This is a genomic window from Emticicia sp. (assembly GCF_049241225.1).
In the GTDB taxonomy this organism is placed as follows: domain Bacteria; phylum Bacteroidota; class Bacteroidia; order Cytophagales; family Spirosomataceae; genus Emticicia.
Map to the genome: position 1 here is coordinate 4,652 of NZ_JBMLRC010000125.1, position 26,731 is coordinate 31,382.

At 41.2% G+C, this 26,731-nt stretch carries 14 protein-coding genes; 1 reads left to right on the top strand and 13 read right to left on the bottom strand.

Annotation, left to right across the window (positions count from 1 at the left end):
* The 13 genes from ACOVO2_RS07660 to ACOVO2_RS07720 all read right to left on the bottom strand — a co-directional run.
* Positions 1-569, bottom strand: a 569-nt coding sequence (locus ACOVO2_RS07660; RefSeq protein WP_421769392.1) for a response regulator transcription factor, incomplete at its 3' end; no start/stop codon positions are given.
* Between the two features lie 332 nt (positions 570-901).
* Positions 902-2,653 (bottom strand): RagB/SusD family nutrient uptake outer membrane protein, encoded by a 1,752-nt coding sequence (locus ACOVO2_RS07665; protein WP_421769393.1) that lies wholly within the window; start codon positions 2,651-2,653, stop codon positions 902-904.
* 281 nt (positions 2,654-2,934) lie between these two features.
* A complete protein-coding gene (locus ACOVO2_RS07670) occupies positions 2,935-6,126 on the bottom strand; it encodes a SusC/RagA family TonB-linked outer membrane protein (protein ID WP_421769394.1) in 3,192 nt (1,063 codons plus the stop codon).
* Positions 6,127-6,223: 97 nt separating this feature from the next.
* Positions 6,224-7,669, bottom strand: coding sequence for a fasciclin domain-containing protein (locus tag ACOVO2_RS07675; protein ID WP_421769395.1), 1,446 nt, complete (start codon positions 7,667-7,669; stop codon positions 6,224-6,226).
* Between the two features lie 50 nt (positions 7,670-7,719).
* Positions 7,720-9,396: a fasciclin domain-containing protein gene (locus ACOVO2_RS07680; RefSeq protein WP_421769396.1), complete on the bottom strand. Its 1,677-nt coding sequence runs from the start codon at positions 9,394-9,396 to the stop codon at positions 7,720-7,722.
* 72 nt (positions 9,397-9,468) lie between these two features.
* Positions 9,469-10,983, bottom strand: a complete 1,515-nt coding sequence (locus ACOVO2_RS07685; protein WP_421769397.1) for a RagB/SusD family nutrient uptake outer membrane protein — start codon at positions 10,981-10,983, stop codon at positions 9,469-9,471.
* Positions 10,984-11,063: 80 nt separating this feature from the next.
* Positions 11,064-14,324, bottom strand: coding sequence for a SusC/RagA family TonB-linked outer membrane protein (locus tag ACOVO2_RS07690; protein ID WP_421769398.1), 3,261 nt, complete (start codon positions 14,322-14,324; stop codon positions 11,064-11,066).
* A gap of 45 nt (positions 14,325-14,369) precedes the next feature.
* Positions 14,370-16,583: a fasciclin domain-containing protein gene (locus ACOVO2_RS07695; RefSeq protein WP_421769399.1), complete on the bottom strand. Its 2,214-nt coding sequence runs from the start codon at positions 16,581-16,583 to the stop codon at positions 14,370-14,372.
* A 411-nt stretch (positions 16,584-16,994) separates the two neighbouring features.
* A complete protein-coding gene (locus tag ACOVO2_RS07700) occupies positions 16,995-17,768 on the bottom strand; it encodes a rhamnogalacturonan acetylesterase (RefSeq protein WP_421769400.1) in 774 nt (257 codons plus the stop codon).
* 208 nt (positions 17,769-17,976) lie between these two features.
* Positions 17,977-20,826 (bottom strand): glycosyl hydrolase, encoded by a 2,850-nt coding sequence (locus ACOVO2_RS07705; protein WP_421769401.1) that lies wholly within the window; start codon positions 20,824-20,826, stop codon positions 17,977-17,979.
* Positions 20,827-20,937: 111 nt separating this feature from the next.
* On the bottom strand, positions 20,938-22,077 hold the full coding sequence (locus ACOVO2_RS07710) for a glycoside hydrolase family 88 protein (RefSeq protein ID WP_421769402.1): 1,140 nt from the start codon (positions 22,075-22,077) through the stop codon (positions 20,938-20,940).
* Between the two features lie 14 nt (positions 22,078-22,091).
* On the bottom strand, positions 22,092-24,170 hold the full coding sequence (locus tag ACOVO2_RS07715; RefSeq protein ID WP_421769403.1) for a T9SS type A sorting domain-containing protein: 2,079 nt from the start codon (positions 24,168-24,170) through the stop codon (positions 22,092-22,094).
* 93 nt (positions 24,171-24,263) lie between these two features.
* Entirely contained in the window at positions 24,264-25,622 is a 1,359-nt protein-coding gene (locus ACOVO2_RS07720) for a rhamnogalacturonan acetylesterase (RefSeq protein WP_421769404.1), read from the bottom strand.
* A 246-nt stretch (positions 25,623-25,868) separates the two neighbouring features.
* On the opposite strand from ACOVO2_RS07720, the gene ACOVO2_RS07725 reads away from it, so the two are divergent.
* Positions 25,869-26,731, top strand: an 863-nt coding sequence (locus ACOVO2_RS07725; RefSeq protein ID WP_421769405.1) for a Gfo/Idh/MocA family protein, incomplete at its 3' end; no start/stop codon positions are given.

Genomic DNA, 26,731 nt, shown 5'->3' on the forward strand with positions numbered 1-26,731 from the left:
TTTGTGCCAGTATCGAATGTTACGTCCCAAATTTTTTCGGCCAGTTCTACTTTAGAAATCACTCTTCCTTGGTGTCGGATGAAGTATTCGAGTAACGAAAATTCTTTGGCTGTCAGCACTATTTCTTTGCCACTTCGTGTGACGGTCTTGGCATCTAAATCCATTTCGAGGTCGGCAATTTTGAGCAGATTGGCGGTCTGAATCGAACCCATATTTCGGCGGGTTAATGCTCGAATTCGAGCCATTAGTTCACGAAACTCAAATGGTTTTACCAAATAATCATCTGCTCCAGCATCGAGTCCGACAATTTTATCATCAGTCGTACCGAGAGCAGTAAGTAGTAAAATCGGAGAAGCTACACCTTTGCTACGCAATTGTCGGCAAAGTTCTAAGCCACTGATTCCTGGCAAAATAATATCCGATATAATGAGTGTGTAAGTATTGCGGGTGGCCAGTTGGAGACCAATCAAACCATCATAGGCTACATCGACTTCCCATAGTTGTTCTTCAAGCCCCTGTTTAATGAGCTGCACGGTTTTCGCTTCGTCTTCAATTACTAATATTTTCATCGTGCTAAGGTTGGATTTGCACCAAAATTAGAGAAATTTAAAGATAAACGAAGAATGTTAATAAATAATTATGCGTGTAGGTGTCCACTGTCAATAGTCCGTTGTCCACAGTGAGCACATAATCGCTTCGGTTTGGTCAATTATGAAACAAGTTTGTGTAAAAAACAGAAAGCGAGAAAATTACATTCCTCGCTTCTACATTTATATTCAACCTTATGTTTCGATATTTTAGTTTCGACTATTATGATGTTTGATTAAGTAGCCAGATTCTTCTTCAAAAACGTCCAATTTGGCCGTTTCTACGAGCAAGAATAAATCATCAAAGCAATAATTTATTTCAACTTAAATGGTAAGTACCAATTGCTGCTAACCAATAACTTTGCTCTTACTGCTTCGGCGTTTGGATTATTGGCTTTTTTGAGTTTTTGATAAACTTTATCAGCTAAAAAAGCAGGGTCGTTTCGGCGTAAGGCAACCCTTACTAAATCGCCCCAACGTTGGCCTTCGTATGCTAATTCTAAGGCCGATTCTTCAATTAGAGAGTTTTCGATAGAAAGCGTACTATCACCCACAACCGCCACCGATTGTAACGAAGCTCTACCTCTGATACCCGTATTTCGGTACCACGATGCTCTGAAAGATGGATTATCACCATTTCTTCCGTCGAAATCATACGGCGGTACATCAAAAGTATTCATTAATCTGGTTTTGTCAGAAATCGCAGTATTGTTGTAGGTGGTCGAAATTCCTTGATTCATTAATGCAAAAGCCAGTTTTCTACGTCCATCACGATTAGCTGCTTCGGCAAATCTTAGGTGTAAAGTAGCCGCACGATAGAGCATCCATTGGCCTTTACCAAAATTGGCCGTTCCGAGGTTAAGCGATGTGAGTGGGTCGATGTAATTATACAAATATTTCATCACGATTGGTTGCCCTCCAACTGTTTTATAGGTCATTCGGCCACGAGCATCGAATGGGAAATTATTGATTTGTCGTTGGCTATTCCAGAGCGAAATACCTTGTTCTGATGGTTTTACTTTATTCTGAAATAAATCAATGAATGGATTTTGTGGATTAAAAGTTGCATCAAAAGGTAAGGCCCAAATCCACTCGTAGTTATAGCCAGCATCGGTATTTCGACGAGTGAATATCGAACGCCAGCCTGTATCGTTATTATCAATCAGGGCATTGATGTCGTTTCGGCTACTTGTGTACGCAACTGTCATGTCACGGGCGTTGGCTTCGGCATATTTGATTTTGTATAAACCAAAGAAAATCTCACCCGTGTTGATATCGTAGCCGAGTCGTGAAGCTGTTTCTAAAACTAATTTATAGGTAGTGGCAGCTTTTAGATATTGATTGTCCCAGAGATATAAATCACCTAACAAAACGTGCTTATTGATAAACATTTTATTCAATAAGTAACCATCAACCGAGTTTGCCACCAAAGTATTGGTTGACGGATAAACCTCCATATAGATTGGCGGAATCGCCTCCATGGTTTTGATGAGTTCTTTCACCAGATTTTGTAACGAAAGTTTCGGAGCTGCATTTAAAGCACTTAAATCCGTTATGTTTTCAACGGTGCTGGTTATGTAAGGCACTTGTCCAAAATGAATACCTACTTGCAAATATACCCAAGTACGCAAGGCAATCACATCGGCCGTGCGTTGGTTATATTCCTCGGCTTTCATTTTGTTTTGGTCGAGCATTATCTTGAAATTTTTCAAAATGTCGTTGCAATTCAAAATTACTTCGTAAAACGGACGAGGGTCGGCATACGGATTTCCTTCTTGCACATTGTGGTTATTGAGTTGTGCAAGTTGCTCGTCGGCACCACCACTGACATCGAGCAAATCGGCTCTTAGTTCGTTCAAAATGACGTGCTGTTTGGCCAAAGTCATGAATTTGCCGTAAAGCCCAATAATGGCGGCGTCGGCATCGAAAAGGTTTCGATAGACTTGTTCTTTTGTGAGTGTTTCTTCAGGTTCTAAGTCGAAAAGTTGTTTACACGAAGATGTAGCCACAAACATACTCGAAAGTAAGCTGACGTTTAAGAATATTTTTTTAACTGAAGATTTCATAAATGTGAAATACAATGAATGATATTGAATGAATGATTGAGAGAATGACTCTCCTAATTCTTTTTTTGAAAATTTTCCCCGTGCGATGGTCGCTCCTTATTTTCAAGGCGACCGTCGCCCGGAGGGGTCGCCTGACGAAGTCGGCGGGGACGCCCAGTCGGGGGTGGTTGAGAGGTATTTGAAGTCCTTTCAAAACAAATTCTACGTCGAAAAACCCCTCCGTCCGACTTCGTCAGGACACCTCCCCTTGAAAAAAGGGGAGGAAAATTCGGAACAAAATTTTACAAACCAATTTTAATTCCTAACTGAAACGACTTTTGTAATGGCTCAAGGGTATTATCAACGCCCTGACCGAAAATACTATTTGTTGCACTAAACTCTGGGTCATAGCCTAAGTATTTGGTGAGTGTAAAAGCATTATTAACAGTTCCGTAAAAAGTCAGGTATTTTACCATACTTTTATCAACTGGCAAATTGTGTGAAACTGTAAGGCTTCTTAGCCTGAAATACGAGCCATCTTCTATCCATCTACTCGAAAATCGACCATTACCCATTGGGTCGCCCATTAAGGCTCTCGGCATACTGGCAACTTGGCCTTCACCTCGCCAGCGATTTAATACCGCTTGAGTTTGATTATTCGGATTCGACATTGATTCTAAGGCACTTCTCGTATAATTATAAATACTATTGCCCGAAACAAACGTACCAACTGCATCTAAAGTCCAATTTTTGTAAGTGATGCGATTGAGAACCGAGCCAAAGAAATCGGGATTTGGGTTGCCGATGATTTGATTATCTTTTTCATCGATGATTTTATCGCCGTTGAGGTCGGTAAACTTCATATCGCCCCCACGAAATGGCATCAGTGAACCATCCGTACGCTTGGTTTGTAAGCCCGCAGCGTTTGCTTCGGCATCAGAAGAGTAAACTCCTTGTGCTACTAAACCATAGAAAAGGTTAGGTGCTTGGCCTACTTGCGAGATATAAGAGGCATTCCCGAAAATCGTAATTGTATTATCGTCAGGTAGTTTTGTTAGGCTTGAATTTGCTTTACCAATCGTTAGGCCAATATCCCATTTAAGGTTTTGTTGATAAATAGCTTTGATGTTTAGTGAAGCTTCCAAACCTTTTGTTTGCATGGCTGCATTGTTGGTAAGGATATACGAAATACCCGAAGCACTCGGGAGTTTTTCGGTGGTGAGCATATTACTGGTTTTATTCTTGAAAAAATCGAGGCTAAGGTTGATTCTCTCATTGAATAATGAAGCATCAATTCCTAAATTAGACTTCGTGACGGTTTCCCACTGGAGAGCCGTATTGGCAATATTTCCTCGTACAAGCCCCTGCATACCTAAAAGATTTTGCACAACATAATATTGGCGAGAAGCATAATTTCCGATGTTATCGTTGCCCACTTGCCCAATTGATGCACGGATTTTTAGTAAATCGAAGGCTGTATTTGCCATAAATTTTTCAGAAGAAATAATCCAAGCTCCCGTAAGTGAAGGCATTAACGAAGTAGGCGAACCTCCGATTTTGATTCCTTGCGAAGCGGCATCTTTACCAAACCTCGAAGAAGCATCCATCGCCATATTAAAAGCCAAGAAATATTTATCAGAAATGCTATAATCTAAACTTAGATAAGTATTGAGCCAGTTGGATGTTCCTACCCCTCCACTGATTTGGTTGAGTAGTCGTTGTCCATTTCCTACCGTTACTAAATCATCGGTGGCGGAGTTAAAACCCAAGATTTTGTCTTGTTCGATACGACTATTCAAAAATCGGGCTCCAATTCTTGCCGAAAATGCTTGTGTTTCGCCGAATGAGTGGTTAAATGATAAATAAGTATCATTGAATAAATTGAATAATCGTTTGGTTTGCGAACCTAATTTGTTTTCGGCTACAAAAAGGCCCAAAGTATCGCTCAAGATACCTCTTTTAGGTACAAATCGGTTTTCTTTAATTTTGTCGAAAATGATACCGATGTTAGTACCAAGATGAATTTTCTTGCTTAATTCATAATCGAAAGCGATTGTTCCGGCAAAACGATACGAACGATTGGAGGCAGCCATTACTTGCGATACTACGCTCGGATTTCCAACATTGAAAATATCTTCATCTGAAAGGTCAGGTGAGGCAATTCCAAGGCTTGAAATATCATAATCGCTCAAGAAAGGTGCTTTTATTAATGATAGAAAAATCGGATTTGTTTTTGGCGAAAAACCTAAGTCTTTGGTCCTGGCTTCATTGAAAGTAAAACTCAGATTCGTGACACCTTTGAGACGACGACTTAAATTCAAATCAGCATTGAAACGGGTGCCGTATTTGCTCAAATCGGAGCCAGCAAGTGCGGTTTGGTTATTGGCGAAGTTGAGCGAAAGTGCATATTTGGCAATATTATCGCCTCCTGTTACTTTCAAATAAACATTTTTCATCTGCTGATTGGCAAACATTTTTTCTTGCCAGTCGGTGTCGTTGTGGTATTGATAATAAGTTTCGGCCGATTTATTATCATTCATGAAGGGCAAAGCCTGAATCTGGTCGGTTGAAGCTCCGCTCGACTTATACAAGTCTGAGAGATAAGTACGGTAATCTTTCACACTCAGCATTGGAAGAGATTTCGGAGCGAAATTCATTCCGCCATAAACCGCTAAGTCGATTTTTGTGCCTAATTCTTTGGCTCGTGCGGTGGTGATTAAAATTACGCCATTGGCAGCTTTGGTGCCATAAAGTGCTGCTGCTGAGGCATCTTTCAAAACTGTAATGCTACTGATGTCACGAACGTCAAGGTTAGCCAGTGGATTGTCTATATAGTTGCTAATCAGCGAATTACCGTATTGGCTATTGTCATAAATCATATTATCGACAATAATCAATGGTTGTGTGGTTGTTTGCAGTGAATTGATGCCACGCAATAGCAGGGTAGCACTCGAATTGGCAACGCCCGAATGACGAATGACATTCAGACCAGCTATCTTGCCTTGAAGGTAGCTATCGGGGCTGTCGGTTGCTCTCGACCAAGTATCGCTCATTTGAGCCGAAACCGCGGCCGAAGTCAGGCGATTGCCCGAAACTGTGCTTGTCGGTAGATTTATTTCTTGATTAAACGATGGATGACCCTCTTCGTTCAAACTGATTTTCAATTCTTTTCTTCCAGCAATAAATACCTCTTTTGATTGATAACCAGCCATTTCGATTATTACCGAAACCGAATAGTTGGGTACTTGTAGTTTGAAAGTACCGTTGTCGTCGGTGATAGCAGTTGTGGCTTTCTTGTAGTAAATTCTGGCACCTGCCAAAGGCTTTTGAGTAATCCCGTCAGAGATATTACCCGATATTTGATTGGTAAATTTAGCTCTTTGATTCACTACCTTCGATTGCTCATTTTGGGCCGAAACACCCGCCGAAATGATGCAAAAACCCAGAAGCAGATAAGCCATTTTTTGTGATGCTCGCATAAATATTTTATTCATTGAAATATTGTCTAAGAAATACCCCACCCCCAGCTCCTCCCCGATGGAGAGTGGAACTTTTTTAGCCCTCCCTATCGGGGAGGGTTGGGAGGGGTTGCTACAAAACAGGTACTAATTTGATATAATCTAACACAATTGGGGTTGTGCCACTCCCTTGCAAGAATAAGTCCAGCGTACCAAATCGAGTAGTTGTATATTCGCCCAAAAGCACTTCTGAATAATTATTGAGTGTTACCGTTACGTTGGCAAAGGTGGTATTCGTAACACTTCCCATGGCCAATCGTTGGGTGAGCGTTGTGGGTGGCGTTACGCCACTACTCGTATAATTGGTGCGTGACTGGTCGTTGACCGCCACCCAATATACTTTGTATTTGGCTGTAGGAACTGCCTGTACACGGTACCTTACCCAAAAGTTGGTCACACCATGACCCGCAAATAGTATTTGCGTAAAATCTTGATTAGTCGTCGGGTTTTTCTTTTGCATGATGGCAAAAGTTGCCGTAGAGATATTTTGCATAAATGTGTTGTTGCTTTCGGCTTCAACCACAATCGGCTGCAATTTATCTTGAAGTTTGAAATCAACTTTATTGAGTACATAGGCAATGCCATTGCTCATTTTTATGCTTTTCAAGATAGCCGTTTTATTGAGCGGAATATCAACACCGAATTTTGATTTCAAGACTTCTGGTAGTTTTTCGGTTGTATAATACCCTTCAATGGCTACATCTTTTATCACATTCCAAGCGGCTGCATTGTAGGTACTGTCATTGGTAGAGGTTTTGAAAAATGGGCTAACTTTCGCAATTTCAGACGCAAATGCTTGGTCATTCAATATGAAATAGGTGTATTGCTTAGATTCATCGGCAAGGTCATATACGGCATCAGTAAATTGATTTTTTAGTTCCAAACCACTGCCTGCTCTATAAATTGGGCGGCCAGTTGTGCCGCTGATACTATCAATGATAGCTTTTGCAGGATTAAATGAATAATAAACCAAATTGGCAAGAACTTTATTTTGGGTGTATTCGGCCCTTGTGTCGTTGATATACGTCCAAATGTTTGGTAAAACGGGTGCGTATTTATCAAGCACGTGCAATACGCCGTTTCCTACAAAAATACTCGGGGTTGAAATCGGCGAATCGCCCAAAAGGCCTTTTGTGAAAGATAGGTATTTGCCATTTAGTAGTTTAATTCGGTTTTCGGTGTTTGTAGAAGGCATTGGGTACGATTGCATAGCAATATGATTGCCTACGAACGCCTTGATGGAGGCACTATCTTTTAAACTGTTGGTGTCGAATCCTTCGAGTGCTTTATTGGAAGGAGCAAAAACTGTGTAGTTTTGCGATGCACTAATGAGTTTGTCATAACCACTTTTTATCAAAAGCTCTTGAAACTTGCTAAGTTCGGGTTGTGTACTTATCTGCTCAAATAGATTTCGGCCCAGAGATTCGCTGGCGAGCGTAACCCTGTCGTCCCATTTTTCACAGGAAGCCAAAGCACAAGCAGTGATAAATAAAAGAGAATATGTATATGTTTTCAACATTTTTTGTGTATTTCTAAAGTTCTCAGTTATAATTTTTAGCTAAAAGATATTTACTGAATTTGTAGTCCTGACTGAGTAAATCTTGGACTTAATTGGTTCATATCTACTGGAATAAACTGAATAAGGTCAATGTTATTGGTATTTTGTCCACCCGAAATTGATTGCATCCTTAGCGTGTGTCGGTCGGTGGTTTTAATGTCAATTGTACCTAACAAACGCCCGCATGCAAATAGCGACGTTACGCCATTCATATACATTTTCCAACCCAAAGATTCTAATTCTCCTGCTGTACCAGTCGGTGCTTGGTCGGTGAAAGTTACAGGTCTTGGCAGTGGTTCGCCATTAACGCTTACCTGAACGACACTTGTTGAGCCTCCCGTTGTGCCGAGTGTTCCAGATTGTTTTTGAGCTCGGTAGCATATCCATACTTTGTATTTTCCCTTGACAATCAAAGGAGTTTTCATTTCAATCCAGTTGCTACGAGCGGCATTTCCGATACCGAGCGGCACTTGCAAGCAATCATTGAAATATGTGGTTGCGGGTACACCTGATGTGCCATATACGTAGGTGATTTGGTTCATTTGCCACGACCAATCTTTGATAGAACCCATATCGAAGTTATAGTTCTGCTTACGGAAATAGGCAGGCAGTTTACGAATCTCTGGAATATCGGACACTTTCCAATGTACAGGTGTTGGCTTGCGGAATTTTACAACAAAATGGCTGTTGGCTGCATGAAGCACGCCATTAGTGGCGGCGTTATCGCTCAGGTTTCGGTCTAATTCTACGCCTTTTTCGAGTACGCCATTAAATTCGATTTCGTTGAGAAGTACTGTTTGACCATCTAATTTTGAGGTAACTACTTCTAAAGGAACTTTCGTAAGGTGCGAAGCGGCCGAGATAATATCGGCTAAATATTTGATTCCTGGAAGGAGGTGATACGAAATGTAAAGATTCAAACTATCATTTTTTAGGCGAGGGTTGCCAGTGGTTGAGTATCTTTTTTTCAGAGCCTCGTAAGAATTAAAACCTGCTTTGCTCAAAACAGCATTTGATTCGACAATGATTGTTGACCAGCGTTTGCTTAAATCGGTATCGACGAGTTTGAGCGAATCATAGTAGCCAGTTTCTTTGAGAGCTTGCGTGAAAATAGAGTAATTGGGATTTGCCTCAATCATTGCCGAAAGTGAAGATTTGGCAGGTTGGAGGGTTTTATCAATAATATGTAAAATACCATTGCCAACGGTGATATTCGACTCAATAACCGAAGCTTGACGATTGACACTGAAACTCGAAACGCCATTGAGTGAATTTACACCCCCAATCAGATACTGACCGTACATGGTTATCAAAGGAAGCTTTCCATCTTTGAATGATTTAGTGGTTAGGGTATCACGAATGATATGAATTTTGGCAATATCTTTTGCTTCATCGGCCGTTAGCTGTGAAATGTTTTTATTGATACTTTGTAGGTATGATTGTACACCCGTGTTGGTTGGCACAAACATCGTGTAGGCACCGTAAGCGTCTAAGAAACTCGAATAGCCAGCTTTGTCGAGTATGGTGGCAAAGTCAGAGTATTTGTCAGGGTATTTTCTTAAATAGCTGTACATATTCACATCGGTAGTGGTTGACTCTACGATTTCAATATCAGCACAGGCCAGCAAGTACACCACTCCAAAGATACTTGCCAATAAGATGGATATGGTTTTTGATATTTTTTTCATTACTTTTTTATATTTCGGTGTAACACTCCTCAATCTTTGGCATGCCTATCAGAATGAGCGTATATTTTTCGATTACTTGTAAAATGGATTTTGTACCAGGTTTTTATTTGTTTGCAATTCGTATTGATAAATTGGCAGGTAATGGCTGTTGAAATCCTTGTATTTGGCAATAGCCGATTGTTGGCGGTCGGGCGGGGCGGCTCTGGCTACCATTTCGAGCATGATATCCATTCTTTTGTATTTATTACGTTTAGAATGGCGAAGTAAATCGTACCAGCGTTTGCCTTCAAAAGCAAATTCTCTTGCACGTTCGCTCAGAATGAAATCAGCTACTGCCTCCACATCGCTTGGGTCGGGGTTTTCGTTGGTTAATTCCAAGGCATTGGCACGAGTTCTAATGGTTTTCACAATACTTAAAGCTTCTGGGCCTCGGTTGAGCAGGGCTAACGCCTCCGCTTTCATCAGTAGAATATCAGCGTATCGATAGACCATCCAGTGGGCAGTATAATCTTCAATGGCTCGGGTTTGAGTAGCATTGATTCCCGTATATTTCCAAATCATGCCATCGGTGGCACGCACGGCAGCTTCGGGGCCTCGTAAATCTTTCTTGGTGTCATCCGTGAAGTCTTGGGTATAAACAAAGTCCATGACATACGAATTGGCATTGAATCGACGAGGGTTAGCAAAAAGTGGATAAAATTCATTGAGGCGTTGGCGGTCGAATTGTAGCTCAAAGATGCTTTCGTTTGAATTGCCTTGCACGAAAACCGTACTGAAAAAACGAGTGCCCTCAATCAGACCAAATCGATTACTCCTAATGATTTTATCGCAGGCAGCAAGCGATTCGTTATATTTCTCCATCCATAAGTATACATCAGCTTGTAAGGCGTTGACCGTGTATCGGGTAATACGCCCTTTGTCAGATGCAGCATTTCCATAAGTGAGAGGAGCATTGGGTTCGGCTTCGTTCAAATCTTTGACGATTTGCTCTAAAACTTCGGCCTGCGTATTTTTTGGAATCTGTTGGATTTCTTCGTCGGTACTTGTTGATTTTAGTTTCAATGGCACATCTCCGAAAGTACGAGCTAAGTAAAAATACATTAAGGCACGAATCGTTTTGGCTTCGGCCACATAGCCGTTGAGAGCTTCTTGCGTGAAGGTTTTATCGTTCTCTAAAACCGACGGAGCAAAATCAATGACTGTATTACAATAATTGATGATTTGGTAGAATGGACGCCAGTTGGTGATACCATTACTTGCCAAAATATTTACGTTCATGATATCGAGTTCTTCGGCACGAGTCGTAAAAGTAGTGGTGAGCATATCGGCACGAAGCTCGCCCCAGAGAAACAAACTAAGTACCAAGCTATTACTCGGCGTCGTGACGTTATTGAATACAATCGAAGAACTTGGGGCGAGCATCGAAGCATAAACGCCCGTCATGGCCGCTTGTACTTGTTCTTTCGTTTTCCAGAACTTATCTTTTGTGATACCATCTTGTGGCTGTAAATCAAGCCAATTGTCGCACGAAGTTGGTACGAACAATAGTAACACACACACCGAACTATAGAGTAATCTTTTTAACATTTTATTATTTTTTCTTCTGAATGTCAAATTATTTTCCCTTGAAAAAAGGAGGAAAAATTTTTAATATTAATCCATCTTCCTCAAAACGATGATGTCAAACCTATCGTAATCGTTTTTGATGGAGGTGTCATCGAATAATCAACTGCTACTCTGAATGGGTCGCCACCTCTGAGAGTCACTTCGGGGTCTTGGCCTTGGTACCTTGTCCATGTAAATAAGTTTTCGGCTGTTATGTAGCCGCTTAAATTTTTCATTTTCAGGCGGTCGTTGATTTTCTTAGAAAAATTATAACGCATCGTGAGCGTACGGAAACGCACAAACGAAGCATCTTCAACATAGCGGCTCGACCCCAGCCAGTTATAGCCAGTGCCAAACAGGGCTCTCGGTACGTTGGTTACATCACCAGATTTTCTCCATCTCGAAAGCACCTCCGTGCTTTGGTTGTCGTAGCCGTACATGGATGTCGTAAACATTCTTGTGCCATTAACCACATCGTAGTCGGAGCGAAAATTAAAGAAAGCCGTAATTTTTAGGCGTTGCATCCAAGTGATAGTTCCACCAAAACCACCCGTAAGTGCTGGGTTGCTATTGCCCAAATACACAATGTCCATATAATTGATATTGCCATCTTTGTTGATATCTTCATACTTCGCATCACCTGGTTGGAAAATGTAATCAGTTGCTGGATAATTAAATCTCATATATACCCCTTGGCCGTCGGGAGTGATAATTGGCTCTCCGTTTTTGCCCTGAGCAATTGTGGCATCTTTGTCTTTATACACCCCCACATACTTAAAGCCATAAAACGACCCAAAAGGATTGTTTTCTTGCATATAAGTTTTGTATTCGCCATTGCTTGTGATGTTCCCTCTCGTGCGTGGGTACAAGTCCGAAATTTCACGAATCACGTTTACATTTCTTGATATATTCATGTTCAAATCAACCTGTATTTGCTTGGTTTTGTAAGGGGTAAGACCTAAGTTGATTTCCCAACCCATGTTGTCCATCGTTCCGACATTCATGTTTACACTATTGAAACCCGTGAATGAAGAAATCTGAAGTCCGTTGAAGAATAGGTTTTTCGTACGATTTGAATATAGCTCAGCATCAACCGTAATTTTTCGTTTCAAAAGCGAAAGGTTCAAGCCTAAGTTTTTACCAATAATGGTTTCCCATCTTAGGTTTTTCAATTCCATAGAGGTAGGAATTACACCTGATTGCCCTAAATATGACCAGCCAAGTGTGCTATATGTGCTGAAAAATGTATAGTCGAATCTTGGGGCATTTCCGCTCTGACCGTAGCTGGCTCTGAAAGCCAAATTATCAATGAAGCTATCGAAACGTTTCATAAAAGGCTCATCCGAAATGTTCCATTTTGTTGAAACCGAAGGGAATAAACCATAGCGATATGCCGGGCCGAATCTTGAGTTTCCATCGCCTCTGATACCTACATCGACAATGTATTTTTCTCTGAAACCGTAGTGAACATTCCAAAGTAAACCAACCGTGCGAGTTTGGTTGATTGATGATGAAAGAATCGAAGAAGTTTGGCGAGCTACACTCGTAATATCTTGTAATTGGTCAGAAGCTGTGTTTGGTACAGATGCTTGCTGCGAAATACTTTTAATGTCCGACGTATTCAAAACCCAAAGGCTTGTTAAATCATGGCTTTTGTTTTTTAGTTTTGGTGTATAAATCAAGGCTGTCTTGGTAGTTACTCCAAAAATATCCACATCTCCGTCGTAAGCTAAATTTACTGCCGAACTTGTCCAAGTTTGACCAGTGGCAATTTGTGGCAAAAACGATTGACTCTTGGTATTGTTTATATCAAACTGCACATCGAAAGATGCCATCCAAACACTTGGTTTTAAATCATATTGCAACTGGAAGTGTGGTATGATTCTTTCAGAAAGAATATTGTTTTTTGCACTTAGAGCCATCGCAACTGGGTTGTAAGTGCCCGAGTAGCCTCCTTGAATATTACGAAACGGCGAAAAATAATTCGGAGTAATCACACCCAATTCGTTGTATTCATACACGCTCATGTTGGGCATCTTTTTGTAGGCAATATTACGAATCTGGTCGGCCGAGTTAGATGAGTTTACGTAGTTTCTATCATTATCAGAGTGCGTAAACGAAAGGTCGGTTTTGAAACGAATACGGTTCGATACGTTATAATCAAGGTTGATACGCGTATTCAAACGACTCAAACCAGTGCCGATGGTTGTACCTCTTTGATTGAAGTATCCAAACGATGCAAAGTATTTGGCTTTATCGCCACCACCCGTAATCGAAATATTGTGGTCTTCGGCGTGGCCGAGTTGCGTAATTTCTTTAATCCAGTCAGTATTATTGCTGTAATTATTGTACCAGTATGGGTCGTTAGGGTCATACTGAAATTCTTTAACGTTTTGAGTATTTAGCGGAACGCCATTTTTATTCATAAATGCTTCGGGAATCAGCATCGAATATTGGTCGCCCGAGAGCATTGGAATGGCCGCAGGTTGTTGCGAAACCGAACCTTTGAATGTATAAGTAATGAGAGGCTTTCCGATACTTCCACGCTTGGTGTTGATAACCACAACGCCATTGGCTGCCCTCGACCCCCACATGGCTGTGGCAGCCGCATCTTTCAAAATCGTAATGTTTTTGATGTCGGTAGGAGCAAGGTTCAATAAAGCAGCGTAGCCCAGTTCGTCGGCCGTACCGAAATTGAAATCAGAAGGAATGGCAGTTTCGTACGGCATACCGTCAACGACAACCATTGGGTCAACGGCTGAGTTGATGGAAGATGTACCTCTGATACGAATTTGCATACCAGCACCTGGGTCGCCCGAACTGGCAGTAATATCAACTCCAGCCAGACGTCCTTGAAGCATTTGGTCAATTGATGAACCCTGCATTTCTTCGATGGCTTTTGTGTCAATTTTTGAAACCGCCATCGTATTGCTACGGTCAGAGTGAGAAAGCAAGCCATTATCGTTTCGTTGAGCCGATACCACCACTTCGTCCATTTCGTTTTCAGTCGAAACAAGTAAGATTTCAAGTGTTTTTTTATTGCCCACTTGCACTTTTTGAGTTTTGTAGCCAATACTCGAAAACGAAAGCTGATGCGATGGGTCATTCATTTTCAAGACGAAGTTTCCTTCGATGTCGGTCACAACACCCTTGATGGTACGATTATCCCGGTCGATTTCGGCAACAGTGGCTCCAATAACTGGAGAATTATCTTGGGAGTCGATAACCTTTCCTCTGATGACATTGGTGTTTTGTGCAAGAGCATCAATTGCCTGCACTAAAATCACCCCAAGAATTAATAAAAGTTTAGTAAATATTTTCATTCGCCTATATTTTCAAATATTTTTTGAAGTAATGTTTTTGGACATTTATGGTTGTAAGTAGTTGTCCATCAAATGAATGACTGCTCTGTTCGATAGATTATTACTTTTGGCTACGTTTACTATGGCTTTTCGACTATATCTATCGGTAACTTGCATTGCTCCCACCGAATTGATGACCGTAACTCTGATGCCATCGCCAGTATTATCTTTCAAAAGGGTTTCCATCGAACCAGACTCTTTGCCATCTGGAATCAAAGATTTTTTGTTTAAGACGTGGTAAGAAATAAAATTCCAAACCTTTAGTTTATCTTCATTGCTGGTAGGGTTAAAGTTGGGCGTTTTTACAGCCCCAGTGCCAGTTCCTGGCAAAACTCCCGCATTGACAGCCGCTTGAATGGCCTCATTATTGGGTACAAAGACAGTGTAAAATGAACCCGAAGCCGTTCCGATGATTTCGCCAGTGGCGGCGTTATAGGCCAGTGCTGAGTTTTTTAGAAACTGAACAAACGAATAGAATGGCGATGTGGTAGCCGTTCCCAAAAGTTCGATGTGCCTACCGATATTCAATTCCGTAAATCGCAATAAGCCGTCAGTGTAGTAAACCTTACCATTGGTGGCGGTTTTCGACCCCAAAATGCTTAAAGTTCGATTGGCATCTGCAAGGCCAGCCGAGTACACTTTATTTTGCCCGAATCTTATATATTCGCCATTTAAGGCATCAATGATTCCGTCTTTGCTGAGGTTGTCTAATTCGTTGTCTGGTGTGGCAATGATACTCGTAGCAACCATACGTAAAAGGTTGTTTCGGTTGATGTCGCCCACCGTACGAGTGGTTGTGCCGGGGGCAGTATAACCCCACTCATTTTTGGCACCGTCGTAGTCGTAGCCAGCTGCCTTGAAGGCGTCGTCGCTCATCATAAAGACCGTGTATTTGAATCTCGGATTCAAAATCGTTGGTCTTAAATCTAAATTCAATAAGCGAGTCATTATCGAATACTTTGGGTCGAGGTAAGCTTTGGCATACACAGTGCTGAATACATTGGTTTCTTGTACTTTATTCGTACCGTAGAAAAAACCATTGCTCAATACTTTCTTGTCGATGATATTAGTGGCAGGATCGAAGCGGGCTTCTTCGCCAAAACCATTAAATGTAGATTTGAATTTGCTTGGCCAAACACTCGACGACCATAGGTGAGCATTCAGTAAGTCGGCGATGACGGTCGATGGAACAACGTCCAAAGAAGCGTAGTTTTCGAGAATAACGTTTTTCAGAAAAGGTTGTAAAGTTTCGTTGTTAGGCACGAAAATGCTCCATGCTTCCTGCTGGCCGTCATTATCCGAAAACTTAGTGTAGTTTTCGTTGTTTGGCCAAAACGTGAGTGCTTGCTTCGAATATGATTTTACGTAAACTTGGTCGCTTTTGCCCGTTAAAATCTGGTATTTTTTGGTAGCTTCAGCATTTGGAATAAAATTGACAGCATATTTATCCAAGATTTTTCTGAACTCGCTGTATTCGGGTTTGTTTCGTAGATATTCTTCGATAGATGGTTGAGCCGTGAATACATTATCAATTTCATGAATCATGCCATTTTCGGCAACAATATCTTTTTCTACTACTTTAGCATCCATCACATTGAAACCCGTGTATGGCACACTTGGGTAGAAGTAAGAATAATCAGCGGCTGTGAGACCCTTATCGGCAAAATAAGTGTCAGTAAAATAACTTAGATATTTATTGTTATTATCGGCATTTACATAGGCCGTAGAGTTGCGATTCGATGCTACTGCTTTTACTGGATTTCCCTCAAAGGTTTGGTCGTTGTAGAAACCAGTGTAATAGGCTGTGCGTCTTCTGAATGCTTTTGAAGGTATCCAGCCAGTAGTTGACTGATAATCGTCGAGTCGGTCTTTATCAAAGGCATTGTATACTAAAAGGTACTGAATAAGTTCACGGGCTTTGGTAGAATCAAGGCTATTGATAGAAAGATTATTCTTCTGAAAATACTTTGCGAAAGCATCATCATTAGGGGCAAACATTGTCCAGTAACCCGCACTACTAAGGGTGCGTTGGTAGCCACTTTTATCAATGACCTGCAAAAGAGTGTTAAACTTCTTCTTGGCTTGTAGCTGCTGATAGATTGGTGGTTCTAAACCTTCTGGACGTGCATAAATATCCAATTCTTCTCGAGAGCAACTCACGAGTAAACTTACGCTAATAAAAAAAATAAAAAAAGTACGCAATGGGTATTGGTGCTTCATATATGTATTACAGATTGAAATTCACAGATTACGAGAACTAATTGAAATGCAATTTTATATTGAATAGTTTATAGTTCTTACCTGTACTTTCCTGTATTTAGTGAAGACATATGGCATTATTATCTTAAAAAAAAGTGAGATAGATGTATAAATCGAAGCTTGTCAAACAGGTGATTTTGTGACCATTACGCAATTAAATTGTATTATTTGAAGTTTTTTAGTTTGATAAATAGAAACAAGTTTCAGTAGTTTTTTATTTATGCAATCGTTATCGGGAACGTTCCCAATAAGCTCTTCTACAAAAGATGTTATCTAAAAACAAAACCCATCGTATGTCATTATGGCACACGATGGGTTCTGGTGTTTTGGTGTATTTAGAGGCTTTCTAAAACATATTTACTGTTTAAAATTTTATTTGTTTTGAACTAAATATTTTTTGATTTTGCATTTTTTTAGCGTTTTTACTCCCTCAACTACCGTAGCTGCGTTGAGTTTTGCTCCTGCATAATTGGTGTGCGTGTGGTCAATCGGGAAGAAATCGGCTTTGAGTTTTGCCTCATTAGAAAGTTCGTATTTGACCGAAACCAATTCGTTCAAATCTACAAAAAAAGCTCCTGTTGTTTGTGCCGACTCGGCCGCCCATTTGCCGTATTGGTCTCTTGGAATTTTACCCTCTTTCCAAACATTGCGTGGCACTGGCGAAAACACAATGGGCGTTGCACCTTTTTCTTTGGTTTCGGCGATGTATTTTCGCATATACCAACCATACGAATGCACGATTTCGTGCTTTTTGGTTAGTAGATTATCAATTTCCTGCGTTTCTTCGCCAGTGCCTTTGATAGTTCCTCTGGCACGAGTAGTGTCGTTGATGGCCCCGCCATCGTTATGCCCAAATTGCATCATCACGAAATCGCCTTTTTTGAGGTTTTTCAAGATTCGTTCCCAACGTCCTTCGGTCAAAAAAGTACGGCTACTTCTCCCACCAATCGCATGGTTTTCGATATGGATTCTGGTTGTATCAAAGTGTTCGTGAATCAGGCTTCCCCAACCCCATTGCCCGTCCGAACCTTTTCCCGAACCATTCTTCACGGTCGAATCGCCAATGATATAGAGCGTTGGCTTTGGTTTTTGAGTAAAAGCGAGAGAAAAAACAATGATGCTTAGAAAAAGGAATGTTTTTTTCATAGAAAACTAAAATTAGTTGCTACCTGCCGCATCGGCGGTCCGATTTAGCTGGTAGATAAATAATAATATTGACTATTGGGCTTTAGCCTAAATAATTGTTTTGACTAAAGTCAAATTGATTGTTTAATTCATTATCCACCAGCTAAAGCAGATGGCAATTGAAAATTTACCCGATTTTTCAATTCAAAAAAGTCCCCCATCGGGGGATTTAGGGGGCTTCAACCGCTGTCAATGTTACCTTTTCGAGCAAACCAGAATCTCTTGGTTGCCAATTTTGGGTTGTGAAATATCCATCCTTACCCAAATTTGGTCGCAACCTTGCCGATACATTGATGTTGTAGAATTTCTGCCAAACAACGCCTTGTTTTTCGATAGCAATTACTCGGTTGGCCATTGAGTTCGATACATTTACGACTAATGTATTTTGTGCTTTCAATAATGAATTCGGCACAAAAACTCGGTAAGTCGGCCCAATGAGTGTTCCCAAAAACTTTCCGTTGATTGTAACCGTTGCACTTTCGGCCACTTTGCCTAAATCGAGCCAATAGCCTGCTGATGAGGTATTTGGATTTGTGAAATCAAGTGAATAGGATGCCGTTCCAGAGAAGTTTTTGTAGGCCTCACCCTCCAATTTCGTCCAAGAGCCAAGCGATTTTGTTTCGATAGTTTTTGGTAATTCGGGTCCACCTTCCAAGAAACTGATTTTCCATGTTCCTGTCAGTTCTTGGGCTTCGCCTTTGGGTTTGAAGTACGCATAGGCTGTTCCCGAAACTGGGGTTTTGTAGGTTTCGATAATGCACGATTCACCCGCTGCCAATTGCAGATAAATTTCGTTGGTTTTTGCGTTGTATTTGGCCATGCCCAAAGCCTCAGTCATTGGGTTGTACAGTGCAGCCGATTTTGCATCAACCGATAATTTTACCCAACCGTCAAATGCTTTTGTGGTTTTGTTATTTACGAAATAATAATTGCCTTTGGCGTGAGTTTTTCTGACAAACTGCAAGCCATTATCAATCATAGTTTCTCGGTAGATTTTTGCAAAAATCATCATTTCGTCTAAATCGTCACCTACTAAAAATGAACCTTGACCAATTTTTGCTTGACTGAATTTTTGCTTAACGTCGGCAGGGTTCTGAACCCTGCCGACGTTTTCAAAGCGTAGCTGAGCCAGCAAAGCTTTAAATTTTGCTCGACGGGTATCTAAATTACCCAAACCTGGTACATCCGAAGGGAGTTTTTTATGCACAATAATAGTTGCTCCTTGTTTGGCTAAATTGATGAGTTTCTCGAAAGTTTCGAGTGGAATTTGCTCACTATCAGCAATTAAAATGGTTTTGTACTGAATACCGCCAGTCAGAATTGCGTGGTTTGCTGTACGAAGATTTAAGATTTGTTTGTCAGAAATAAAATCAAAACCATAACCACGGTCGAGGAGTTTTTGACCTAATTCTTTGAAATCTGTACCGTTAAATTCTGGTGTAACTCCATCGAAATGTTCGAGTAAGCCTTTTGGCGATTGTTCGGTAAGACGGTCGGTGATAGGGAAATAAAATAAAACGTCGTTATTGCCTTTGCTATCTTGCAGGAAAGTCTGGCAGCGAGCCACATAATTATTCAATTTACCGAAATCTTTCCAAAAAGGATTGTGAGGTGTGAAATGCACTGCCGCATAAAACAGCCAACCCGGAAAAGCCGCATTTTGTGGTGTATAGGGCGTGCCATGATAGAATAAGTGATTGACACCGCCTACCATGAAGAGGTCTAAAGCACGTTTCACATCGGACAAATTCGAGAGGAAATGCTCGTTTTCCCAAGTGGCCGACTCCGAAGAAGCGAGTTTTTTGCCCATCACGTTTGCAGCCGAAGAAGCAAATTTGATACGAAGCAAATCTGTCCCTTCGATTTCGGGAATATCTACTACGCTATATAAATCCAAAGTATTGGCTGGCGAACCGTGGGCTTGGTTTCTCACGATTTTCCCACGTCCGTGAGCCCATTTTGCCCATTCTGAAGTATATTTTTCGAGAATCAAATCGCCGATTGTGCTGCGGTAATCGAATAAAACTCGGCTATTGAGGTCGGATTTTTCTTTGCTAAAAAGGTTGGGTAAATGATTGCGTAAATCATAACCACGGCGAGCTTTGAATTCATCGAAAAGAGCTTCTGTCCAGTCTGATTGTCCACGAGCATCATCAACCTCATAAGAGTCATTGAAGAACGCTCGCATACTTGAAACATCAGTTTTGGCAAAAGCCTTATCGAAGGCTGAAAGATAATTTTTGATGGCTTTTGCAGAAAAATGGTCAATTACATCGCCTTCGCCACCTGGACCAGCACGCTCAACCATCTTCCCATGAAAACCTTGAAAAACTGCGTAGAGTGTCCAATTTCCTGTGGGGGCTTGCCAGTTGAGTTTACCTTCTTTGTTTACTTTTTCGGTCAGATTCAACACTTCTCCTTTATCTGAATATGCCATGAGTGTTTGCAGTGGAAGTGGCTGTTCGAAACGCACTTGGTCGATGGCCAGTTCTTGCAAATTGTCATTTTTTGAAATGGGGTATTTTAAATCTTTCAGTTCGGTTTTCTTAGGCAAAACATATCTTAAAATCGGTTGTTGCACAAAAGTGATATTTTCATTGAGGGTTTCGCCTTCTTTTAGCTGATATGTTTTATGAAAAACGGCCTTACAAGCATCTTCGGGCGTAACCCAACGACCACCAAAAGGCCAACCCGACGCATTTGCCAAGTCGATGCCTATGCCGAGGCGAGTACCTTCTTTGAGGGTATGCTTAAACATATCAACCCATTTCGGCGAAAGAAAATCAATAAATTCTGATTCGTGGCCTTTCACTCCGTAAATTGGCGTAATTTCTACTCCGCCAAGACCTACTTTTTGGAAGCCTTCCATGTTGTAGGTAAGGTCTTTGGGGTTTACGGCATTGCCTTCCCACCACCATCTCGTCCACGGTTTTGATTGTTGGGTGATTGGCTTCCATTTGGGTTGGGCAGCAGCAATTGTGCTTGCGAGGAGGATTAATCCTATTGTTTTATTGAGCATATTCTTTGTTTTTTTATGACCACAGAGGCACGGAGAACACGGAGTTTCACGGAGTGCTTTTCTGTGGTAATCTATGTAATCTGTGCCTCCGTGGTAAAAAAACTTAAAAAATTATTTCATTTTATAAACCTCGGCACCAGCCAATAAATAACAACCTACCCCAAAATCAGTAAAGTTGGGTACTTTGTCGTAGCTGAGTGGTTGGCCGTCTTTTGGTTCTTTGCCTGTGCCTTGCACATAACCCAAAAATCCGTTGGGATGCACACAGTCTTTCATCATGGCATTCATGGCTTTGGCTATGATTGGGGTATATTTTTTCTTGTTCAGCAAACCTTTATTTACGCCCCAAGCCATTCCGTAAGTAAATAATGCTGTGCCTGTGAGTTCTTTTCCACCAAAATCGGTTTCGTCAGTAATACTCACATTCCAAAAACCATCAGTTCTTTGGTAAGCTGGCAGAGCCTCCATCATTTCTAAGAAAGTTTTTTCGTATTCTTCACGGTGTGGTGCATTTTTGGGCATGATATCGAGTACACGTACCAGGGCTGCTACCACCCAACCATTACCACGTGACCAATAGCAACTTTTGCCCGCTGGTGTAGTATAAGGTGGGTCGAAGTCTTTATCTCGATACCATAGCTTTTCTACGGGATTATACATTCCTTTCGTTCCCTCAACGTTTTTTGTGTGCATATACATTTCGTACATTTTTTCGTAGTAGCGGTCATCTTTGTAAATAACCCCCAACTGAGCAAAAACAGGCATAGCCATCTGAAGGGCATCAACCCACGTCCAATCGTCCTTTTTTTCGCTATTTACCATGTTGTCCATGCACGCCTTTATATCTCGGATACGCTCAGGTTTTGGGTCAATCAGATACAAATCCATGTAGGTTTGACCGCAACATTGGTCATCGCCGTTGCGAGTTTTTATACCGTTTCTTAGTCCCCATTTGTGAGCTTCGCCCCACGAAACTGCATAATCGTAATAGCTTTTTTTCTTATCAATTTTATAGAGAGCCATCAATCCTTCGTAATAAACCCCACGAGTCCAGATATTGCTGGGGCGAGTTTTATCGGCTGCCCAAATGGGTTTGCTTACATCGGGCCATTCGTTCATGAAATAGGCGTTGGCAGAGGTAAGTGATTTAAGAAGCTCAGCTTTTTTGGGCAGGCTTTGGGCATTGATATTGAGCGAAATGATTAATGCAAGACTGATTATTTTGACTAAAATACAAACTCGTTTTTTCATAGAAATATACAATTTTACTCTTTTACGATTTTTAAAGATTCGGTACTGCGTTTTGATTTGACTTTTACGATGTAAGCACCCGATGGAAGTTTTGCTCCAACTTCACATTCATCGGTGCAAGAATCATTTTCGAGTTTTTTGCCACTCATATCAATGATTGTATAGCTAAATTTTCCTGCTAATTTTAGCTGGAAAGAATGCCTCGATGGGTTAGGGTAAATCACGACTTTTGTATTGTCTGTTTCTTCCGAACCATTAATTACTTCGGCTGTTTTTCGGCTAATCGTCTGAACATTAGGTTTTTGTAATTCTTTCATGCCATCGCCCAGATAAAAACTTGGGTGAGGCGGTTGATTATAAGCTGAGTTTTGCCAACCAATCGCTACTCGATATTGCGTGTCGTGCATGAGTGTGTAAATGCGATTGGTTGCAGGAATGGTAGTCGTAAAAATTCGTAGTGCGGTATTATCGGTTTTTCTCAAGATAACTTCTTCTCGCCAATCGCCCAAAATATCGGCACTTAAACTTGGTGTTGCTTTTGTTCCATTGTTTGATGAACAATCAGTAGCCGTCAAAACCCGATTGGTTTTTGCATTCAAATAATCCCATTTGTCGATGCGGTTTCCGTCCAATAATTCACGAGAAAGGTCAGCATCCCACCAAACGGCAAAGTTTACTGAGGGCTTTGTGGTACCAATCTGATTTCCTTTGCAATCATACAAATTTCCGACCGAACCCCAACATTCATAGCCTTTGTAGCGTGGGTCAATATCAATCGCCAAACCACGCCCAACATCTTTGTTTTCACCATCAACGCCCCAAAGTGGTTTGCCCGTTTTTGCATCTCTAAATTCGAGTCCGTAAGCACCATACTTCGATGGACTTTCGTGCGGTTGGAAAATCTCCTGTCCCTCACGGTCGGGGTCCATATCGGTCATGTGTAGGGCATCTCCGTGGCCTAAGTTGTTTTGATAGAATCCTTTTCCATCATCATCAATGGCACTGCTTCCGTTGATTACTTCATCTTTTCCATCGCCATCAATGTCGCCCACTGTCATTTGGTGATTTCCTTGATATTCGTAGGCTTTATTGTTATCATTACTATCGAAAACCCATCTTGAAGTCAATTTCCCATCTCGCCAGTCCCAAGCGGCTCTTACCAAACGAGTATAATAACCACGCCCCATGACCAAACTTGGCTTTTGGCCGTCTAAATAAGCCACAGCGGCTATGTAACGGTCAACACGATTGCCGTAATTATCGCCCCAACTTTCTACTGTTCCTCGGGCAGGAATATAATCTGTGGTGGCCATTGCTTCGCCCGTTTCGCCATTAAAAATAGTTAAAAACTCAGGGCCTGAAAGTACATAACCCGATTTATTACGGTAGTCGGCTTTGGCATCGCCAATTACTTTACCTTTTCCATCAATCGTTCCGTCGGCGGTTTTAACGGCTATTTCGGCTTTTCCGTCAGAATCTAAATCATAGACCATAAATTGCGTGTAGTGAGCCCCCGCACGAATATTTTGCCCTAAGTCAATTCTCCAAAGTTGCGTGCCATCCATTTTTAGGGCATCGAGATATACGTTGCCCGTATAGCCATTCTGCGAATTATCCTTGGCGTTGGTCGGGTCCCATTTTAGTATTATTTCATATTCACCATCGCCATCTAAATCACCAACGCTACAATCGTTGGCTGCGTAGGTATAGGCCACGCCATCGGGCGTTGTGCCACCTGCGGGAGCTTTTATCGGAATATCCAAAAACTGTTGGTTCCAGATTTTAGCTTTTTCGGAGTCTTGTTGTTCTATATTGTTGATAATTGCTCTGACCGTGTAAGTACCTCCACCAACGTAGTTATCAATAAAATTGGTGCTGCTTGCTAAAGGCGTGCTGTTGAGTTTTTTACCATCTCGATAAATATTAAAAGTTGTGGTAGAAGGTTCGGTGCCCAGCAATCGCCAGCCGATATATACTTGCTCGGTGCTGGTTCTGACCGCCACTACGCCACGATTGAGATTTTCTACAAAGCGTTGGGCTTGTAGTTGAAGCGTGAGTAAGGTCAAAAATAAGATTTTGTAAAGTTTTTTCATGAAACATTGGTGTAATTTTCAAGTATTTAATGTTTTTTATGGGTAATGAAAGCAACTGTTGACTATCGACTATTGATCGTGGACTCACATTCGCTAATTACCATCGGGTTTAATGACATTGACCAAAGGGCTGTGTGGGAAACTCCAGGTTTCGAGCGGGTCAGGCTTGGATGGGTCAAAAGTTGGTAAGCCATTGAGTAAATATTGAGAAATACCTAAATTGGATTTTTTGATACCTTCGATGATACACTTGGCCAGTTGATACGCTCCGTAATTGCTAAAATGTGTATCGTCGTGAATTTCTTTATCTTGCCCAGGAAAAGTATTGGCTGCGTAATGTACAAAAGCTTTCTTTGAGTTTTCAACGCCTAATGCTTCAAAAAGTGTTTTACTCATGGCATTTAGGTCTATCAGTGCCACGTTTTGTTCGTTGGCCGTTTGTCGCATGGCTTCGGGAAAATCTCCGAGTGTGTTGACTAATTTTCCTGCGGCATCAAAATTTCGGCGGTACATCGAAGTTACTAAAACAGGCGTAGCTCCTTTTTCTCGTGTTTTCTGGATATAAGTTCGTAGATATTCTTTATAAGTAGTATTCGCCTCTACGCCACTATTGGCTTTTTGGTCGTTGTGAGCAAATTCGATAAAAAAATAATCACCAGCCTTGATTTGACTCATTATTTTATCGAGTCGTTTTTCTGAAACAAAACTTCTGATGGTTTCGCCCGATTCGGCATGATTGGCAAAAACTACTTTTTCAGCCTTAAAAAATCTCGGAATCATCTGGCCCCAAGCCGCGTAAGGTTCTTGTACTTGGTCAACAACGGTTGAGTTTCCTGCTAAAAAAACGGTCGTTATATCGTCGGCAGCTTTGCTTATTTCTAATCCACAAATTTTTGGTGCGGTACCGTTAAACTCAAACGTTAGTTGATTATCCCAATGCAAATAATTTAGTTCACGAGGTTTTAGTTTTACCTTTTCAGTGGCATTGATTTGCGGAGATTTTACGTTTACGGTAAAAGTTTTGGTTACGATTTCTCCTTGAGAAGTACTAATCTTTTCGAGCATCAAACGACGGTTTTCTACTTTTACAGTCGTCGTGGATTCACCCTCGGCATCACCCAAAGTAAGTTTTATATTATAATTTCCTTCAGGAATATCAACTGTGAAGAAGAAAGGCTCTTTACTCGTACAAAAATCGGTAGTCAAGGCATTTCTCCCCTTGCGACTCATGCTCTCTACCTTAGTATTTGGCATGAATCCAAATCCTTTTTCTTTGGTATAAATGCTTTCGGGCGAAATTTGCGTATAACTTTTGGCAGTTTTACCCATACCAAAATCGAACTTAAACTCTGTTTCGTTTTGCGAAAAAGAATCAAGCGTTTTTAATAGTAAGAGGTTAGTAATTAGAAGAATCGTACTGAATTGCATTAATGCCAATTGTAAATATACCATAATTTATATGACAAATGTAAGGTGCAAGGCTACTCAAAACCCTCCTGTGGTCTCACGGATAGGTATGAGGGTTGTCGATAAATACTCGGTGCTTGTCGAAAGATTCACTTTATTAAATTTTTTTAAAATAAAATCGCTGAAAACATTTACAAAAGCCTTTTTTTGCACTAAATTCATCGCTTCAAAAATATTCACCCTGTAATACTGCCATTGCTTGTATTACCTAAAATCTATCATCAATTCATCATGCAATCATCTCGTAGAAAATTTATTAAAGGCGTAGGAGCGGCATCGGTTTTGTTGGCAACCGATACTTTCGCTAAACCCTTCAATATTATCAAAGATTTAAAGAAAATCAGTCCTAACGATAAGCTTCGTTTTGCAACAATCGGTTTCGGAATTCAAGGACATGGCGATACCCGTGCCGCTCTTCGTAATCCCGATGTTGAATTTGTGGCAGCGGCCGATTTATACGATGGCCGTCTGATTCATGCCAAAGAAACTTTCAACAAAGACCTTTTCACGACCCGTGATTACCGTGAAATCTTAGACCGTAAAGATATTGATGCCGTAATTGTGGCTACACCCGACCACTGGCACGACCACATCAGCATTGCGGCCATGAAAGCTGGCAAAAACGTATATTGCCAAAAACCAATGGTGCAGCACATCGACGAAGGCCACGCAATGATTGATACTTGGAGAAAAACTGGCAAAACCGTGCAAGTTGGAAGCCAGCCAAGTAGTGGTGCGGCTTATGCTGAGGCTCGTAGATTGATGAGTGCTGGTGAAATTGGCGATTTGAATTTCATTGAAGCTACTTATGACCGATATAGTGCTTTGGGAGCGTGGACCTACTCGATTCCACCAGATGCTTCACCAAAAACTATTGATTGGGATACATTCTTGGGCGATGCTCCAAAACGCCCATTTGATGCTACTCGTTTCTTCCGTTGGAGAAACTACCGTGATTATGGCACGGGCGTAGCGGGCGATTTATTCGTGCATTTGATTACAGGAATGCACTACGCAACGGGTGCAATCGGGCCAGAAAGAATCTTTGCTTCGGGCGAATTGAGCTACTGGAAAGATGGCCGTGATGTACCTGA